The sequence below is a fragment of the Enterobacter sp. 04-C-12-SI-ECC genome, from assembly GCF_047530715.1.
Lineage (GTDB): Bacteria > Pseudomonadota > Gammaproteobacteria > Enterobacterales > Enterobacteriaceae > Enterobacter > Enterobacter bugandensis.
Genome location: NZ_JBLKDI010000024.1, coordinates 1 through 18,603, shown reverse-complemented (window position 1 = coordinate 18,603; position 18,603 = coordinate 1). Strand labels below are relative to the sequence as shown.

Below are 18,603 nucleotides of genomic sequence, written 5' to 3'. Positions count from 1 at the left end.
GGTGATGAGAGTATGCCGGGTATTCTACGCGCGAGGACGGAGCGGAAAAATAAGCAAAATGTGCAAAGTCTTTTGCGCTAAATGCAATAATCCCTTACCAGTTAACCTTTACTTCAAAGCCGCCTTCTGGCGCATTGCCCAGCGAGACGCGCATGCCGTGCAGCGCGGCAATGCGTTTCACAATGGATAGCCCCAGCCCGCTGCCCGTGGCGTCCTGACCCGGTGGACGATAAAAGCGCTCGCCGAGACGCGCCAGCGCATCGGGCGAAATGCCCGGGCCATTGTCGCGCACGGTAACGCTACGGGTGTTCAGCGTCACGTCTACCACGCTGCCGCGCGGGCTGTAGCGGGTGGCGTTATCCAGCAGGTTGCGCGCCAGCAGGCTCAGAAGCAGCTGCTGACCCGTTCGGGTCACCTCCGGCGCGTTGATGTGCAGGCGAATATCAATACCCGCCTGCTGTGCAGAAGGATAAATATCCATTACCGCAGACTGCAGCAGGTCGGCCATCGCTATCTGTTCTACGCCGTCCAGGCTGTCCAGCGAGTCCAGGCGCGACAGGGTGAGGAGCTGATCCACCAGCCGGGAGGCGCGGTCGATACCCGCGTGCAGCTGCGCCAGCGCTTTTTCCTGCGCCTGCGGATCGTCCTGAGAAAGCTGCGCCACGTCGGTTTGCACCTTCAGCGCCGCCAGCGGGCTGCGCAGCTCGTGGGCGGCGTCGGAGGTAAAGCGGCGCTCGCGGGTCATCATCTCCTGGGTACGGGTAAAAAGATGGTTCAGCGAGTCGAGCAGGGGGCGCACTTCTGCCGGCACGCCCTGAGTGGGCAGGGCGTCGGTGGCGTCCGGCGAGCGGGAACGCAGGGTCTGGGCCAGCTTTTTCAGGGGCTTCAGCTCCCGGCTCAGCAGGACAATAAGCAACAGCAGCATCACCGGCAGCGCCACCAGCCACGGCGTCAGCTGCGAGCTGACCACGTCCAGCGCCATATCCTGCCGGTACTCCCACTCCTGGCCGACAACGACACGGTATTTTCCGTCTGGCGACGTCAGCCATAAAAAGCGCCATTCATCGTTGTCATCCTGAAGCCGTCCGTCATCAAAGCCGTCACGACGATAGTGATACGGGATATCGCGCCCGTTTTCGCCGTCGTTAAGGATCATCGTGCCGTCTGAAGCGTAAATAGCGAAGGCCAGCGCGTCATCGTCCAGATGCCCGTGTTTGGCCTTTTTCGGCACCTCGCGCATGCGCTCCGGCGCGCGGATCTCGTCCAGATCCATCGTCAGCAGCCGTTTGGCAAACAGCATCTGCTGGGTGTCGAACAGCTTATCGAGCTTGTGGGTGGTCTGCTGCCACGCCACCAGGCTGGCGGCAAACCAGGCCGTCAGAGACAGCGCTAAAAAGAGGAGCGTCAGGCGCAGCTTCAGGCTCAGCTTCATGCGTCACCCAGGGTGTAGCCGATGCCGTGCACGGTGCGGATAAACTCGCTCCCGAGCTTGCGGCGTAAATGATGAACATGGACTTCGACGGCGTTGCTGGAGACGTCATCGTCCCAGGTATAAAGCTTTTCCTCGATCAGCTTGCGCGGCAGCACCCGGCCCGCGTTGCGCATCAGCAGCTCCAGCAGGGCGAACTCTTTGGGTTTAAGCGTCAGCGTTTCGCCCTCCAGCGTGGCGACGAGGCTTGCCGGATCGAGCGTCACCTTGCCGTGGCGCAGCTCGCTGCGGGTCTGACCGTGGCTGCGGCGCACCAGCGCTTCCAGGCGGGCGGCCACTTCTATCAGCGCGAACGGCTTACAGAGATAATCGTCCGCACCGAGGCGCAGCCCTTCAACGCGCTGGTTCAGCGCATCCCGCGCGGTCAGGATCAGTACCGGCTCGCTGCGGCCGCTTTCGCGCCAGGCGCGCAGGATCTCCAGACCGTCAATTCCCGGTAGGGTCAGGTCAAGCACCACGGCATCATAGGGCGCAGAGGCGAGCGCGGCCTGCCCGGTTTTCCCCTCGGTAAACCAGTCCACGCTAAAGCCCAGTTTGCTTAAGCCTGCTTTGATGCCATCGCCGATTAACCTGTCGTCTTCTACCAGTAAAATGCGCATGTTCCCTCCTTGATGCCGTCAGTAAACCCTCTGCAAGCGCCTGCTGTACAGTAAAAATAAATAAATTTTCCCCTTAAGAAGTTGTTAAGGTTTACCCTGTTTAATGGACTGCGAAACGACATTAAAGGGAGAGATGAAGATGAAAAAATTCGCTGCAATTGCTGCCATCATGATGATGACCACCGCGCCGGTCTTTGCTGCACAGGGCGGCTTTACTGGCCCATCTGCGACACAGACCCAGACGCAAACCCAGCAGGGCGGTTTTGTCGATAACAACGCCAACCTCACCACCGCGGCTAAAGTGAAAGATCTGAAGGACGATGCCTGGGTGAAGCTGCGCGGGAACATTACCGAGCGCCTGTCCGATGACCGCTACACCTTCCGCGACGAGTCGGGCACGGTGGTGGTTGAGATTGACCACAAGCGCTGGAACGGCGTGACCGTCACCCCGCAGGATAAAGTAGAACTGCAGGGTAAAGTCGACAAAGACTGGAACGAGTTTGAAATCGACGTGAAGCAGGTTATCAAGCTGAACAAATAACCCGAAAAGGGCCGCTTATGCGGCCCTTTTTCTTTGTGACTCAATTCGTCAGATGAGGTAGTATCTGCGGCAATATTGCCTGAAACCCTTCGGTTTCTGAGTTGAGGAATCACACGTAATGAGCGATATGGCAGAGCGCCTCGCGCTACATGAATTCACGGAAAACGCCTACCTGAACTACTCCATGTACGTCATCATGGACAGGGCGTTGCCGTTTATCGGGGATGGCCTGAAGCCCGTTCAGCGCCGCATCGTCTATGCGATGTCCGAACTGGGGCTGAACGCCACCGCCAAGTTCAAGAAATCCGCCCGTACCGTCGGTGACGTACTGGGTAAATACCATCCGCACGGCGACAGCGCCTGCTATGAAGCGATGGTGCTGATGGCCCAGCCGTTCTCTTACCGATATCCGCTGGTGGACGGGCAGGGGAACTGGGGTGCGCCGGACGATCCGAAATCCTTCGCAGCGATGCGTTATACCGAATCCCGCCTGTCCAAATACGCCGAAGTGCTGCTGGGCGAGCTGGGTCAGGGAACCGTTGACTGGGTGCCAAACTTCGACGGTACGCTGCAGGAGCCGAAGATGCTGCCTGCGCGTCTGCCGAACATCCTGCTGAACGGCACCACCGGGATTGCGGTCGGTATGGCGACGGACATTCCGCCGCACAACCTGCGTGAAGTGGCGAAAGCCGCCATCACCCTGATTGAGCAGCCGAAAGCCACGCTCGACGACCTGCTGGATATCGTGCAGGGTCCGGATTTCCCGACCGAAGCCGAGATCATCACCTCGCGTGCAGAAATCCGCAAAATCTACCAGAACGGTCGCGGCTCCGTGCGCATGCGCGCGGTGTGGAATAAAGAGGACGGCGCCGTGGTGATCACCGCGCTGCCGCACCAGGTTTCCGGTGCCAAAGTGCTGGAGCAGATCGCCTCCCAGATGCGCAATAAAAAGCTGCCGATGGTGGACGATCTGCGCGACGAATCCGACCACGAGAACCCGACTCGTCTGGTGATCGTGCCGCGCTCTAACCGCGTGGACATGGAGCAGGTGATGAACCACCTGTTCGCCACTACCGATCTGGAAAAAAGCTACCGCATCAACCTGAATATGATTGGTCTGGACGGTCGTCCGGCGGTGAAAAACCTGCTGGAGATCCTCAGCGAGTGGCTGACGTTCCGCCGCGATACGGTGCGCCGTCGTCTGAACCATCGTCTGGAGAAAGTGCTTAAGCGCCTGCATATCCTCGAAGGTTTGCTGGTGGCGTTCCTCAATATCGATGAAGTGATTGAGATCATCCGTACCGAGGACGAGCCGAAGCCCGCGCTGATGTCGCGCTTCGGCATCAGCGAAACCCAGGCCGAAGCGATCCTCGAACTGAAGCTGCGCCATCTCGCTAAGCTGGAAGAGATGAAGATCCGCGGCGAGCAAAGCGAGCTGGAAAAAGAGCGCGATCAGCTGCAGGCGATCCTCGCCTCCGAGCGCAAGATGAACACCCTGCTGAAGAAAGAGCTGCAGGCGGATGCCGATGCCTTCGGCGACGACCGTCGTTCTCCGCTGCACGAGCGCGAAGAAGCGAAGGCGATGAACGAGCACGACATGCAGCCGTCCGAGCCGGTGACCATTGTCCTGTCGCAGAGCGGCTGGGTGCGCAGCGCCAAAGGCCACGATATCGACGCGCCGGGTCTGAGCTACAAAGCGGGCGACAGCTTTAAGGCGGCGGTGAAAGGCAAGAGCAACCAGCCGGTGGCGTTTATCGACTCCACGGGCCGCAGCTACGCTATCGACCCGATCACGCTGCCTTCCGCGCGCGGCCAGGGCGAACCGCTCACCGGTAAGCTGACGCTGCCGCCGGGCGCAACGGTTGACCACATGCTGATGGAGGCCGACGACCAGAAGCTGCTGATGGCGTCCGATGCGGGCTACGGCTTTATCTGTACCTTTAACGACCTCGTGTCGCGTAACCGTGCCGGTAAAGCGCTGATCAGCCTGCCGGACAATGCCCGCGTGATGACACCGCTGGTGATTGAGAACGAGAGCGACATGCTGCTGGCGATCACCTCTGCCGGACGCATGCTGATGTTCCCGGTCAGCGACCTGCCGGAGCTGTCGAAAGGTAAGGGCAACAAGATCATCAACATCCCGTCGGCGGAAGCCGCGAAAGGTGAAGATGGCCTGGCGCACCTCTTCCTGCTGCCGCCGCAGAGCACGCTGACCATCCACGTTGGCAAGCGTAAAATCAAGCTTCGCCCGGAAGAGCTGCAGAAAGTGGTGGGCGAGCGCGGTCGCCGCGGTTCGCTGATGCGCGGCCTGCAGCGTATCGACCGCGTGGAGATTGATTCGCCTGCGCGCAGCAGCGCGGGCGACAGCGAAGAGTAATGTCATGACACCCCCTCTGTCCGGAGGGGGTATTTCAATAAAATTTCCCGTAAAATCGTTGTTAATTCGTGCGTTGCGATTAACAATACGCGCTCGTAATAAAGTCCTTACCTGGCCACAGGTGAAGTATAATTGTCAGCTGTCAGGGCTTCAGAGGTCGCTATGCTATACATTGTTCGTCTTATTCTTACCGTTATTTACTGCATTCTGGTCTGTATTTTCGGCTCTATTTACTGCCTGTTCAGCCCGCGTAATCCGAAGCATGTTGCCACCTTTGGCCATATGTTCGGTCGCCTTGCGCCGCTGTTTGGTCTGAAGGTTGAAAAACGCCTGCCTGAAGGAGCGGAGAACTTCGGTAACGCCATCTATATCGCCAACCATCAGAACAACTACGATATGGTGACGGCCTCCAATATTGTTCTGCCTCCGACCGTGACGGTGGGGAAAAAAAGCCTGCTGTGGATCCCGTTTTTTGGCCAGCTGTACTGGCTGACCGGTAACCTGCTGATCGACCGTAACAACCGTGCAAAAGCGCACGGCACGATTGCAGAAGTGGTGAATCATTTTAAAAAGCGCCGGATCTCAATCTGGATGTTCCCGGAAGGGACGCGTAGCCGCGGTCGCGGCCTGCTGCCGTTTAAAACCGGCGCGTTTCATGCCGCAATTGCGGCAGGTGTTCCAATTATTCCCGTGTGCGTTTCCAATACTTCTAATAAGATTAATCTTAACCGCCTGAATAATGGTCTGGTGATTGTCGAAATGCTGCCACCCGTCGATACCAGCAAATACGGTAAAGACCAGGTGCGCGAACTGGCAGCACACTGCCGCGAGCTAATGGCTCAGCATATTGCGCTGCTGGATAAAGAAGTCGCAGAAAGAGAAGCCGCCGGTAAGGTTTAATTCGGCGTTAAAGGGAAAAAGAATTCCCGCGTTGTTAGTCGTTTCAGATGGAGCTTATATGTCACTCAGTCGGCGTCAGTTTATTCAGGCTTCGGGGATTGCCCTTTGTGCGGGTGCGATGCCGCTGACAGCCAGCGCCGCCGGGCAGCAGCAGCCGCTGCCCATTCCGCCGTTGATTGAATCCCGTCGCGGGCAGCCGCTTTTCCTCACGCTTCAGCGCAGCCACTGGTCCTTTACCCAGGGCACGCGCGCGCCGGTGTGGGGCATTAACGGGCGCTACCTCGGGCCGACCATCCGCGTGTGGAACGGCGATGACGTTAAGCTCATTTACAGCAACCGTACGGCGGAAAATGTCGCCATGACCATCAGCGGCTTACAGGTTCCTGGCCCTTTGATTGGCGGCGCGGCGCGAATGATGTCCCCCAACGCCGACTGGGCGCCCGTCCTGCCGATTCGCCAGAGCGCGGCAACCCTGTGGTATCACGCCAATACCCCTAACCGTACGGCGCAGCAGGTCTATAACGGTCTGGCCGGCATGTGGCTGGTGGAAGATGAGGTCAGTAAATCTCTGCCGATCCCGAACCACTACGGCGTGGACGATTTCCCGGTCATTATTCAGGACAAACGTCTGGATAACTTCGGTACGCCGGAGTACAGCGAGCCGGGCAGCGGTGGCTTTGTCGGCGATACCTTGCTGGTTAACGGCGCGCAGAGCCCGTACGTGGAAGTGTCCCGCGGCTGGGTGCGCCTGCGCCTGCTCAACGCCTCTAACTCGCGCCGCTATCAGCTGCAGATGAGCGATGGCCGCCCGCTGCACGTGATCTCCGGTGACCAGGGCTTCTTGCCCGCGCCGGTCTCCGTTAAACAGCTGGCGCTGGCGCCGGGTGAACGTCGTGAAATTCTGGTGGATATGACCAACGGGGACGAAGTCTCCGTCACCTGTGGTGAAGCCGCGAGCATCGTTGACCGTATTCGCGGGTTCTTTGAGCCGTCGAGCATTCTGGTCTCCACGCTGGTGCTAACTCTGCGTCCAACCGGCCTGCTGCCGCTGGTCACCGATAGCCTGCCGATGCGCCTGCTGCCGCAGGAGATCATGAGCGGCTCGCCGGTACGCAGCCGTGATATCAGCCTGGGCGACGATCCGGGCATCAACGGCGCGCTGTGGGATGTCAATCGCATTGATATCACCGCTCAGCAGGGAACGTGGGAGCGCTGGACGGTGCGTTCGGATATGCCGCAGTCGTTCCATATTGAAGGTGTGTCATTCCTGATCCGCAACGTTAATGGCGCGATGCCGTTCCCGGAAGACCGCGGCTGGAAAGATACCGTCTGGGTGGACGGCCAGGTTGAACTGCTCGTCTACTACGGTCAGCCTTCGTGGCCGCACTTCCCGTTCCTGTTCCACAGCCAGACGCTGGAGATGATGGACAGGGGTTCCGTGGGGCAGATGCTGGTGAATCCGGCGCCGTAACGTGCTTTTCTCCCTCTCCCTGTGGGAGAGGGTTGGGGTGAGGGCAGCAGCCCGCATAATATCCCTTCATTTCCCACAATGTTCCAGCGTATAATCCCCGCCCTTTTGTCTATTTTTTCTTCGGAAGCACTATGAGCGCAATTTCCCTGATCCAGCCGGATCGTGACCTCTTCTCCTGGCCCCAGTACTGGGCGGCCTGCTTTGGACCGGCGCCGTTCCTGCCGATGTCCCGGGAAGAGATGGACCAACTGGGCTGGGACAGCTGCGATATCATTCTGGTCACGGGCGATGCCTACGTTGACCACCCGAGCTTCGGCATGGCCATCTGTGGCCGTATGCTCGAAGCGCAGGGCTTCCGCGTGGGGATCATCTCCCAGCCCGACTGGAACAGCAAAGACGACTTCATGCGTCTGGGGAAACCAAACCTGTTCTTCGGCGTGACCGCCGGCAACATGGACTCGATGATCAACCGCTATACCGCCGACCGTAAGCTGCGCCATGACGACGCCTAGACGCCGGATAACGTGGCGGGCAAACGTCCGGACCGCGCGACCCTGGTTTATACCCAGCGCTGCAAAGAAGCCTGGAAAGACGTGCCGGTGATCCTCGGCGGCATTGAGGCGAGCCTGCGCCGCACCGCGCACTACGACTACTGGTCAGATACCGTGCGCCGCTCGGTGCTGGTGGACTCCAAGGCCGACATGCTGATTTACGGTAACGGCGAGCGTCCGCTGGTGGAAGTGGCGCACCGTCTGTCGCAGGGCGAGCCGGTAAGCAGCATCCGCGACGTGCGCAATACTGCGATCATGGTGAAAGAAGCGCTGCCGGGCTGGAGCGGGGTGGATTCACGCATTATTGATATGCCGGGCAAAATCGACCCGATCCCGCACCCGTACGGTGAAGATCTGCCGTGTGCCGATAACAAGCCGGTTGAGCCGAAGAAAGCGGAAGCGAAGGCTATCGTTGTGCAGCCGCCGCGCCCGAAGCCGTGGGAAAAGACCTACGTGCTGCTGCCGTCCTACGAGAAGGTGAAAGCCGACAAGGTGCTCTACGCGCACGCGTCCCGTATTCTGCACCATGAAACCAACCCGGGCTGCGCCCGCGCGCTAATGCAGAAGCACGGCGAGCGCTTTATCTGGATCAACCCGCCGGCGATACCGCTCTCCACCGAAGAGATGGACAGCGTCTTTGCGCTGCCGTACAAGCGCGTGCCACACCCGGCGTACGGCAACGCCCGTATCCCGGCGTATGAGATGATCCGCTTCTCGATCAACATCATGCGCGGCTGCTTCGGCGGCTGCTCCTTTACTCTTGTTTTTATGTATTTAGAGTTAAACTCTACTTTTCTATTTTTAGAATTCAAGCTATTCATCGTAATTGAGAGATATCCTTTTAATGTTCAGCAAGCCTGTTAAAAGCACTTTATCTGAACCGCGTTTTGCCTAAATCCTGCTCAATATATACTCTCCCTGAGTTCTGAAATCCTCAAATTCCCCAATCTTAAAGCATTGATACATAGATGATGTCAGATAATGCGCAATCATCTCACCGCCAATATGGATCCGTTCCGGGTGTGGGTATGTCGCCTGTATAGCCCTTTGTTCATTCATCATTACAGGAATTGTCTGCAACAAATCCCCATCCAAGATTTGGCACTCAGGTTTTACTCCTGTTCCGTATTGTAATTGCTCTGATTCGAAATCATGGACTGAGCGATAGGCGAACGAAACGATATTTCCTGTTTCCTCGCAAATTGCGAACTGATAAACACTGGTTGTCACCGTTGAAGAAGAGGGAATTGCATGGTCATGCTTGTATTGTTTCCACAGCCTCCTTAGACAGGCCGATGTATGATAATTGAGATTTTGTATACCTGATACGACCATTCTGGTTGATGCTTCAAGCAACCAGGTGTTAGAAAATCCACCTGCCCCCGTTCCTGCTATGATGGTTCTTAGCTGGGGGATGTAACCTGCTTTGGAAACAAAAGATAACGGCTCCCCATTATCGGTGACGGCAAGGGTATCTGTTACAATCAGTGCTTGTGCTTCGTCTGTATAAAATATCAGTGATGACATATTTTCCTCATCCAGAAAAGACATTACATGAATCACAGAACAGGTCACTACAACCACGTGAAAGGGAGTCAGACCATTTTCCAGAGGTAAATATATTCTTGTGTTTGGACGCGTTGCGGTTCTCTGTAAAAAATATATAGCACAAACAAAAGTCCCCGCAGGGATAAATATAGTTATATGCGCTTTTTCTGCTGGCTTTTACAATTGAAAGTGACAGGTAAACGAAATGTGTTACAGGTTTCTTTTGCTTTTCGTTGGGTTCTGTATATGCGAATTTACCCTGTGTGTTATTTTTGCAATGGACTCAGGCTGTATTCAATCAATTAAGGTTTACTTCTGGCATTAAGATGTATCCGTTGCCTGTTTTTTAAGGGCACGGTTTGTGCCGGGAAATGAAAATCACATCTTAAGTTCTTCACTCAAAGGATTTGTGATGTTTATCACGTATGGTCCGGGTAACGTGTTGAGGTCAATGTATTGCATCGTGATGGTGTCGTTACATCTTTTACTTTCCTCCTGATTTGCATATTCACTCCCGGCAACCTGGTTGTTTGTTTTTTCTTCTTCCGGATTTATAGTGTAGGCATGAGGTGGCGTTTCAGGGCGACAGACTGTGAGGATAATCACTAACATTCATGCGCGTTATGGGCGTGTCAGCAAACTGGATGCAACAGAGCCGAAACTGAAATTTGAACCCGGATTTCTGTATGCTGAAATACCTTATATTAGCGGCATCCAGAATCGAAAACTGAGCCGATATGTACACTTTTATCTTATGGATAAAGCTATCCTGCAGGCCAGGGATTTAAAGCCTTTAGCCCGGGCATTTTTACGCTGGATAAGGTGGCTGGAGGATAACGGACTTGACCCTTTCACCCCGGGAACGTTGAAATACCAAAGCCCTACATATGGCTTCAGGGAGTATCTTCTGGGGGCCGTAAGGCAGGGGCGCATCGCCTCATCCACCGCGGCGGTGTACATCAGCGTTATCCGACGGTTTTACGTATTTCTGGGCAAGTGTGGTGAGCTGGCTGCCAGCTCATTTTTTACGTTGGTCGAAAAAGTCGTTGACGGGCGACGCAAGGTGATAAGTTCGGATCTTGCCATCAGGATAACCAGCACAACAAAAAGGACAATCAACCCACTGAATGATGCAGAGGTTCATATCCTGGATGAGGCACTGAAATCTGAGTCCGGGTTGTTCAGTTTAATGATTGTGCTGATGAAAAATTGTGGGCTACGGCTGGATGAAATGCTGACCCTGCCGTCGTCACTCTTTACTGAAGAGTACCTTGCCAGTGTCCCTGTATCTGAGTTGACCATCAGGGGGCTTCATATTGGTCCGAGATGCGGAGTTCATACGAAGTTTGGGATGACGCGAGAACTCTTCATCACCAGACGATTGTACGAGCAGGTTCTGGATTATCTGGCGGATGAGGAGTATGAAAAGAAGATCCAAAAATGGCGTGCACGACAGGGTGGGGAAGGGCGGCACGAGCCTTTATTTTTAATGGCAAACGGGAAACGGATGTCTGAAAAAGCCTTTTACTCCCGCTGGTACAGTTTTCGCCATCGCCTGGCCCGGTCTGCTCCGGGAAATGTGTTCAGACATAAACCCCATGATTTGCGGGCAACGTTTGCGACCCATTTTTTACGCTCGGCACTGAGTTGCTATCCCGATCAGGCCGCAAATGCGCTGGGTACAGTAAAATACTGGATGGGCCATAAAAGCGAAAATACGACGATGAAATACATCGTCTTTCTTCAGCAAAACCAGATTTCTGATGCAGTCGCCGGGGTCATGGACGCATTGATTGACGGTGCTGCAGGTCGCGATGGAGCCATATATGAGCCGGAGTGAAACGCAGATAACGTGGATGGCCGAAAATGTGCTGTCATGGGAGACGGTCAGCGGACACATCACTCAGCGGGATCTGAACCGATATTATTTACTTGACGTTTATCTTCAGGCTCATTTTTCAGATTATGTGTTGCTCCCCGGATGGTTTAGTGAACATTCGCATCTTGCCCGCCCTGAAAAACGCGATTTTATTGCCTCTCTGAAACGATTTCTTCTGTCTTACCGTCCCGCCGGAAGGTTAACCATTTTCCGTTATCTCAATATGTTTTTTATATGGCAGTCAGTCAATCAGTATGACTATGGCACGGCTGAAGGCGTTGAAATGTATATTAAACATCTCATGAACGATATTCGTCGGCGAAAAATTTCAGTCAGGATGGCAAGACACTACTTGTCCGTGGTCAACCGGTTTTTGCTTACGGGCGGGCAGATTCAGAGGCGGTATGAATATGAATTCTTACCGAAAGGAACGTATCAGCAGCAGGGAAGGGATAGCTATACCAGGAATGAACTTTCCGAGATCCTGAGGCAGTTGTCATCCATGAATGAGTTCCTTGCGGGATGTATCCGGGAGCATATCGCTAAATCGGAAAAAGGGGTGCGGCATTTCTCACCGTCTTTGCTGGCACCTGTTTATGAAGCGTATTTCCGGTATCCGGGAGAGAACGGGGTCAGCAGGGCAGAGATCATCATCAGGGACGTTCTGGAAAATTACTTTCTTACTTCTTTTTTTCTGTTCTGTTACCACACATGGGGAAACACCTCTCAGGTTCTGGGTCTGACGCGGGATGATATACATCTGGATGAAAAGGGTATCAGCACTGATTATGTTTATAAGGGGAGAGCGAATAAGTATATACGTCTGACGATAGGTAAATCGGAGTATGTGACCAAACGTGCGGGCTATTACTGGTTTCTGTCTTTTATCAGGCTCAGGGACGACATCGTTAACTATCTGGTTTCCGCAGATAACTTCCCTCCGGTACAGGCGCTGTTTCTGAGTGAGCCGCAGGTGAAATTCCGTAAGCTTTATTCTCTTAATCCCAGTCATCTGACTAAATTTTCTAACTCTGAGGGGGCGTGGGCCACGATGCGGCAGCTTAATCCCTCGCTTCCATCAATTACCGTTTCTGGCTTGCGCAAAACGTCTGAGCAGTATACGGACAGAACATTAAAGAATGGTCTGATTACGGCGGAAAAAGCACAGCATAACTGGGGCACTTACAGGCGGAATTATGCTGCAGGTAACCCACAGGGGGCGAAGGAAAACTTCAGTGCTGCACTTGATACGCTTATGAATCAGGGGATTGCGACACGTGCGTTATCCGAGCGGGTAAAAGTTGCTGATGAGCTGGGGATCGATCTGCGTGGAAGCGATGAGGGTGTGGATCTTTTATTGAATGGCCTGGGATGTCGATCGCAGGAGCCGCCTACAGATATTGAATTGCGCTTTATAAAAAAGCAAAAACGATTTGGCCGGACACCAAAGGCTTGTGCGGATTTTTCTCATTGTGTCGAATGTTCAAAAAGTTGCGTTGTGGAAACGCTGGAGTCTGTATGGCTCCTGCTGTCATTCAGGCATGCTATCGAGTATGGAAAACCGTTGTACATCGGTTCGGTCAATGCTGTGGAGCGTTATGAAACGTTACTCCTGAAGATTGATTTACGGCTTGGGCTGGTAGATGAGGCGACCCTGAAAAAAGCGCGCGTTAAACTTCAGCGAGAAGGTGTGGCTCCGGTATGGCAGATTTGAAGAAAAAAGAGGTAAGCCGTAGTCGAATGGCGGAGTTTCCTGCCGGAACGCCGCTTCGTTCAGGGGATGAGTTTCCGACTGAGGATATCATCTGTGAGGCACTAGAAAACAAAAGCTTTGAACGTCTGAATAACTGCCTGGTTATCGCCAGCTCAGATGAACATGATATGCGTTTTATCAATGAGGAGACGCTGAATATTTATTTCAGGGATGATGTCTGGACCAATCGCTATGTCAGAACCCATATTGGTGAAACGTTAAGAACCGTTAATTTTTCAGGCATACGGGATCCTGAACTGCGTCTTGAAGCCAAAATCATCTCAGCCAGCCTGCTCTGGATTGTCGGCAGGACCGCGAAGACGCAGTCACTGATCCGGAAATGTGCAAACATTGTGGCGGGAGCCCGTATTATTGAGTCTATGGGGTATCGCAGTCTGTTTCAGCTTCGTTTTCCGCTTGTCCGGAATGCTTTCATTGTAAAGATGAAGGAGGAGGATGAGCACGGCAGGAAGCGTTCTGAAAGAACATTACGTAATTACTTTATGGACCTGGCGGATATCTCGCTGACAGGTCATACCCGTCTTCGAAAATACGGTTACTTTCCTGATATTAGCTTCGACAGTTACAACAGTGTGGATGATTCAAACCAGACATATTGTATGCCTTTCAGTCTTATGATGTCTGTCTGGGAAGGGCTGATTACTGAACTGGATGCTGAAATCAGTGATTTCGATTTTGACGGGTTTTCCCGGCTGTGCGCTATCATAAACGGTTTTTATGATTCGCCTTACTATACGTCGATGCTGGAAGCCCGTAAAAGAGGGACAGCAAAAAGCATACCGGATTACCGGGCCGCGTATTACTACAATATTGTTGCCGGGGAAATTCGGGCGCTTTTCGCGACACTTGGCCCCGGGATGCAGGGCTGGTTCTCGGTACATAAAAATAAGCGCTGGAGATCTGATTTTATTGGCGTTGATCACATAAAGCTGAACACCTGGCATTTTGAGCTGACGTTAAAAGTCATGAATGTGATACAGGCCATGTCGGGGATGAGACACAGCGAAGTGCTTGGCGTGATGCACGGTTCACTGATTTATGATGGTGATATCCTGGGACTTCGTTCGGTGTTGCATAAGTTCGCCCCGGAAGGTGGAAGTCACGAAGACTGGGTTGTTTGTCGCTATGTGGAAAAGCCTTTTCAGCATTTACGCAGAATTAATCAAATCATGACAGGCCTGGACGGGAAGACGCTGGACAATGTTCCATTGTCTTTAAATATCAGGTCGTGGTTCTCGGAGCAAAAACTCTCTTTTATGGGGACGCAGCGCCAGACTGAGTGGGCAAAGAAATTTGTGAAAAGACACCATCTGTTCATCCGACGTGACCATATTGATGAGTTCAGGCTTTTAAATCCAAACATACGTGATGATGAACGCGTTGCGATGGAGATTCGGGAGGGGGCTTTCTGGCCATTGCGAACCCATCAGTTTCGCCGTTCACTTGCTGTACACCTCAGGCGTCTTGATCTGATTTCTACTAATGATCTTATCCGGCAGTTTAAGCACTTAATCAGAGGCATGACGGAGTGGTATATGTCCGGTGCACTCAACGCTTCGCATTTTAGCCGGGCGATCCCTCAGGCATTCGCTGCCGAGATTGAAAGGGTTGATACCGAACTCTCAGCTTCCAGGGCTGTTTCTTATCAGCATGAAGGCCTGCTTTATGGCGAAGGCGGGAAGTTACTGATGTCCCAGAGAGGTGGGCACTTACATCAGATGACGTTTCCTACACTGAAAAAAGCGATGAGCATGGCTAAACGAGGCGGGCAAAAACTGGTATCTCTTGGAAACGGTTTTTATTGCATGAATGGCCATGACTGCGAGTTTAAGGCGGTTGTTCAGTCAGCGTCCTGCAATCCGGGATGTGAGAACATGCTGGCCGGAGCTGATTCTGTTCCCGTGTGGAAACGCAGGATGGCTCATTATGACAACCTTCTGGAGATTGCCGTGCGAAATAATGCTCCTCAGGCTGACAGGGATTTTCTGATGCTTGAGAGAGATTTTTATGCAGATGCTGTCCGCTTTTTTGAAAAGGATGAATAGAGCATGACGAACGAACAGTCGGGGGTTAAAAAAACACAGGCAAGAGCAGAGCAGGCCCTGAGGGAACTGATGTTATCAGGGGAGCGTATCAGCCAGTATGCTGTGGAAAAACGAGCGGGGCTGGCAAACGGCACCCTGAATTATAACTGTCCTGAGTACAGGCAGGTCAGGGAGGCTATCCGCAGTCTGAAAAAAACGTGCCAGGGCACCGCGCCGGTTGATGAGCAGGGCATTGAGCAGCAGATCAAGCTGAAAGAAAAGTATCGCCGTCAGAGAAATGAGCTGAGGGAAGAAATCAAAAAGATGATGGCTGAAAATGTAGAGCTGTTACATAACCTTATACTTTTACAGCAGTATGTCAGGGAGCTTGAACGCAACACCGGGAGGGAGAAAGGGGACGTCATTCCGTTCTCGGGTGGTGTCAGGGACTGAGGCTATACTGAACGGAAGGACGCGAGGTGAATCGCCACGCGTTTAACAGACACCTCAGAGTCATTTATGGACTGACCCCGCCCCGGTAGACGATCCTGCCCTATAGTTTGAGCATAGGAGGAGCGTATGGGCACACCACGATTTACACCTGAATTTAAGGAAGAAGCCGTCCGTCAGATAACAGAACGCGGTTATTCCGTTGCCGAAGTATCCGACCGTCTGGGCGTTTCTGCACACAGCCTCTACAAGTGGCTACGGGCTATCAAACCTGATAACAGCGAACAGCATGCCCGGGATTTACTGGAAGCCAAAAGCGAGATCCTGAAACTCCGGGCGCAGCTAAAACGCACCGAAGAAGAACGGGATATCCTGAAAAAGGCCGCGCGGTACTTTGCAAGGGAGCCCGACTGAAGTACCGCTTTATCAATGAACACCGCACTGTATGGGGTGTGATGACGATGTGTCGGGTACTGAATGTCGCCCGGGCCGGGTTCTATGCGTGGCTGCACAACCCGGTCTCGGCGCGTGATAAAGATAACCAGCGTCTGCTGATGCTTATCCGCGACTCATATTCACTGAGCGGAGGCGTATACGGTTACCGGCGGGTTCATGGCGACCTGAACGAAATCGGGGAAACCTGCGGCAAAAACCGGGTGGGTCGTATTATGCAACAAAACCGGATCAAAGCCGTACGCGGCTATAAAGCGCCGCGTCGTATCGCCGGCCGGCCTTCAGTGGTTGCCCCTAATCGCGTGCAACGGCAGTTTACTGTTGTCCGGGCCAATCAGGTCTGGGTCACAGATATTACTTATATCCGCACCTGGCAGGGCTGGCTGTATCTGGCGGTGGTTATCGATCTCTTCGCCCGTAATGTGGTCGGCTGGTCGATGAAGCCCACTCTCTCACGCGAACTGGCACTCGACGCGCTGATGATGGCCGTCTGGCGGCGAAAACCGGACGGCGAGGTCATCGTGCACTCAGACCAGGGCAGCCAGTACGGCAGTGACGACTGGCAGCGCTTCTGCCGGGCTAATAACCTGGCCCCGAGCATGAGCAGGCGTGGCAACTGCTGGGATAATGCGGTGGCCGAATCGTTCTTCAGTTCGCTGAAAAAAGAGCGGATCAGAAAACGCATCTATAAAACCCGGGATCTGGCCCGGGCCGATATCTTCGATTACATTGAAGTGTTCTACAACCGGGCCCGGCGCCACAGTCACCTCGGCGGCCTCAGTCCGGAGGCCTTCGAACAGGCCTCATCGTGAGGACAGAATTTGTCTACGGGCGTGGGGTCAGTCCACTAGGGTTACCTAATTCACCTATGTCTACTTCTGGCACAATGCAGAAATGAGATAGATTTACTTTATCCGCTTCTCGCTCAAAGCTGTCCGTAATCCCCTGCCTGCTTAAAAAAACCGGATTAACGTGTGATGTTTTTACGTTTTCCAGGCAGCCTTCATCGGTAAGTACCTGTCTTACAGACTTCAATGCACTTAGTTAAGAAACATCCTAATCGTCCTTTCGCCGATCGCGAGATCTGTTATGGCAGCTAAACTCGATTGATACCCCAATCCGCCGGGCAGCATTTCCTTTCCGCACGCAAGAAGGAGAAGATCATGAAAGCAGTAATTTACAACGGTCCTTATGATGTAAAAGTAAAAGACGTACCGGATGCGAAAATTGTCCGCCCCACGGATGTACTCGTCCGCATCACCACCACCAACATTTGTGGGTCGGACTTGCACATGTATGAGGGCCGGACCAGCTTTGAACAGGGACGGATTCTGGGTCACGAAAACCTGGGTGAAGTGGTCGAAATTGGCTCAGGCGTTGAACGTATTAAGGTGGGCGACTATGTTTGTCTGCCGTTTAACGTGGGATGTGGTTTTTGCGAAAACTGTGAAAAAGGTCTGACCGGCTTTTGTCTCACTACCAATCCGGGTTCGGCAGGCGCAGCTTATGGTTTTGCTGAAATGGGTCCCTGGGAGGGGGGGCAGGCGGAACTGCTTCGGGTGCCATTTGCCGACTTTAACTGCCTTGTTCTTCCCCCTGATGCGGCAGAAAAAGAAGATGATTATGTGATGCTCTCTGACATTTTTCCTACCGGCTGGCATGCAACAGAACTTGCCGGATTGAAGCCTGGTGAAAGCGTGGCCATTTATGGCGCGGGGCCGGTCGGTTTGATGGCAGCTCATTCGGCGATCATTAAAGGTGCTTCACAGGTGTTTGTGGTTGATACGCACACAGACCGGTTGGCTCTGGCTGAAAAAATGGGGGCGACGGGCATCAATGCTACTGGCGATGAAGCTGTACAAAAAATTCTCGACCTGACGGATGGACGCGGTACGGATTGTGGCTGCGAATGTGTTGGCTATCAGTGCTGTAACAAACATGGCCATGAAGATAACTCTGTCACCATGAACAGTCTTGTTGCGTCGACGAAAGCAACCGGGGGAATTGGTGTGGTTGGCGTCTTTATTCCTCAGGATCCGGGGGCTGAATCGGAGCTTGCCAGAGAGGGTAAGATGCCATTTGATTTTGGGAGTTTCTGGTTTAAAGGACAGGCAATCCGTACCGGCCAGGCGAACGTTAAGGCCTATAACCGTCAGCTGTCTCGCCTCATCCATCACGATAAAGCCAGTCCGGGCAAAATAATTTCTCATCGTCTTTCGCTTGAAGAGGCTCCTGCCGGATATAAGCACTTCGATGAGCGGGATGAAGGATGGACGAAGGTTATCCTTAAGCCTTAAATAGAGTTATCCGGTATGAGAAAGCAAAAACCGGGAAAGAATGTATGACTTTTGACAGGGTGCAATAAAATATCCTGTCAGGGCGTTATTATTCATACTTTCAGCTGCCAGGTGATGCTGCCAACTTACTGATTTAGTGTATGATGGTGTTTTTGAGGTGCTCCAGTGGCTTCTGTTTCTATCAGCTGTCCCTCCTGTTCAGCTACTGACGGGGTGGTGCGTAACGGCAAAAGCACCGCCGGACATCAGC

General features: G+C 53.5%; 14 protein-coding genes and 1 pseudogene. 12 read left to right on the top strand and 3 right to left on the bottom strand.

Annotated elements, in window-relative coordinates; genetic code table 11:
- Window positions 1-94: 94 nt before the first annotated feature.
- Window positions 95-1,432 (bottom strand): quorum sensing histidine kinase QseC, encoded by a 1,338-nt coding sequence (qseC, locus tag ACMWL8_RS22115; RefSeq protein ID WP_041908123.1) that lies wholly within the window; start codon window positions 1,430-1,432, stop codon window positions 95-97.
- Window positions 1,429-2,088, bottom strand: a complete 660-nt coding sequence (qseB, locus tag ACMWL8_RS22110) for a quorum sensing response regulator transcription factor QseB (protein WP_045261340.1) — start codon at window positions 2,086-2,088, stop codon at window positions 1,429-1,431. The genes qseC and qseB overlap by 4 nt, the downstream gene beginning before the upstream one ends.
- A gap of 139 nt (window positions 2,089-2,227) precedes the next feature.
- Between qseB and ACMWL8_RS22105 the strand changes: the two genes are divergently transcribed.
- The 5 genes and pseudogenes from ACMWL8_RS22105 to ACMWL8_RS22085 form a co-directional block, all read left to right on the top strand.
- A complete protein-coding gene (locus ACMWL8_RS22105; protein WP_023309189.1) occupies window positions 2,228-2,629 on the top strand; it encodes a YgiW/YdeI family stress tolerance OB fold protein in 402 nt (133 codons plus the stop codon).
- A 118-nt stretch (window positions 2,630-2,747) separates the two neighbouring features.
- Window positions 2,748-5,006: a DNA topoisomerase IV subunit A gene (parC, locus tag ACMWL8_RS22100; protein ID WP_045261341.1), complete on the top strand. Its 2,259-nt coding sequence runs from the start codon at window positions 2,748-2,750 to the stop codon at window positions 5,004-5,006.
- 162 nt (window positions 5,007-5,168) lie between these two features.
- Entirely contained in the window at window positions 5,169-5,906 is a 738-nt protein-coding gene (plsC, locus tag ACMWL8_RS22095) for a 1-acylglycerol-3-phosphate O-acyltransferase (protein ID WP_028014424.1), read from the top strand.
- Between the two features lie 58 nt (window positions 5,907-5,964).
- On the top strand, window positions 5,965-7,377 hold the full coding sequence (gene ftsP, locus ACMWL8_RS22090) for a cell division protein FtsP (protein ID WP_028014423.1): 1,413 nt from the start codon (window positions 5,965-5,967) through the stop codon (window positions 7,375-7,377).
- A 131-nt stretch (window positions 7,378-7,508) separates the two neighbouring features.
- Window positions 7,509-8,684, top strand: a pseudogene (locus ACMWL8_RS22085) (YgiQ family radical SAM protein); the annotation flags it as partial.
- Between the two features lie 135 nt (window positions 8,685-8,819).
- On the opposite strand, the gene ACMWL8_RS22080 reads toward ACMWL8_RS22085, so the two are convergent.
- Window positions 8,820-9,455, bottom strand: a complete 636-nt coding sequence (locus ACMWL8_RS22080) for a hypothetical protein (RefSeq protein ID WP_012477419.1) — start codon at window positions 9,453-9,455, stop codon at window positions 8,820-8,822.
- Window positions 9,456-10,068: 613 nt separating this feature from the next.
- On the opposite strand from ACMWL8_RS22080, the gene ACMWL8_RS22075 reads away from it, so the two are divergent.
- The 7 genes from ACMWL8_RS22075 to ACMWL8_RS22045 all read left to right on the top strand — a co-directional run.
- Window positions 10,069-11,316: a tyrosine-type recombinase/integrase gene (locus tag ACMWL8_RS22075; RefSeq protein ID WP_007897923.1), complete on the top strand. Its 1,248-nt coding sequence runs from the start codon at window positions 10,069-10,071 to the stop codon at window positions 11,314-11,316.
- Complete coding sequence (locus ACMWL8_RS22070; RefSeq protein WP_007897920.1) at window positions 11,303-13,069, top strand: hypothetical protein; 1,767 nt, start codon at window positions 11,303-11,305, stop codon at window positions 13,067-13,069. Before ACMWL8_RS22075 ends, ACMWL8_RS22070 begins: the two co-directional genes overlap by 14 nt.
- Window positions 13,057-15,174, top strand: coding sequence for a hypothetical protein (locus ACMWL8_RS22065; RefSeq protein WP_017384059.1), 2,118 nt, complete (start codon window positions 13,057-13,059; stop codon window positions 15,172-15,174). Before ACMWL8_RS22070 ends, ACMWL8_RS22065 begins: the two co-directional genes overlap by 13 nt.
- A gap of 3 nt (window positions 15,175-15,177) precedes the next feature.
- Window positions 15,178-15,606: a hypothetical protein gene (locus tag ACMWL8_RS22060; protein ID WP_017384060.1), complete on the top strand. Its 429-nt coding sequence runs from the start codon at window positions 15,178-15,180 to the stop codon at window positions 15,604-15,606.
- A 126-nt stretch (window positions 15,607-15,732) separates the two neighbouring features.
- Window positions 15,733-16,868 (top strand): IS3 family transposase gene (locus ACMWL8_RS22055; RefSeq protein WP_201405648.1). Its coding sequence is split into 2 segments (ribosomal slippage): window positions 15,733-15,979 and window positions 15,979-16,868, totalling 1,137 coding nucleotides; the frame shifts between segments, so codons are not numbered across the junction.
- Window positions 16,869-17,219: 351 nt separating this feature from the next.
- Entirely contained in the window at window positions 17,220-18,353 is a 1,134-nt protein-coding gene (locus ACMWL8_RS22050) for a glutathione-independent formaldehyde dehydrogenase (RefSeq protein ID WP_017384068.1), read from the top strand.
- 165 nt (window positions 18,354-18,518) lie between these two features.
- The coding region (locus ACMWL8_RS22045) for an IS1 family transposase (protein ID WP_001774864.1) at window positions 18,519-18,603 on the top strand (85 nt) is incomplete at its 3' end.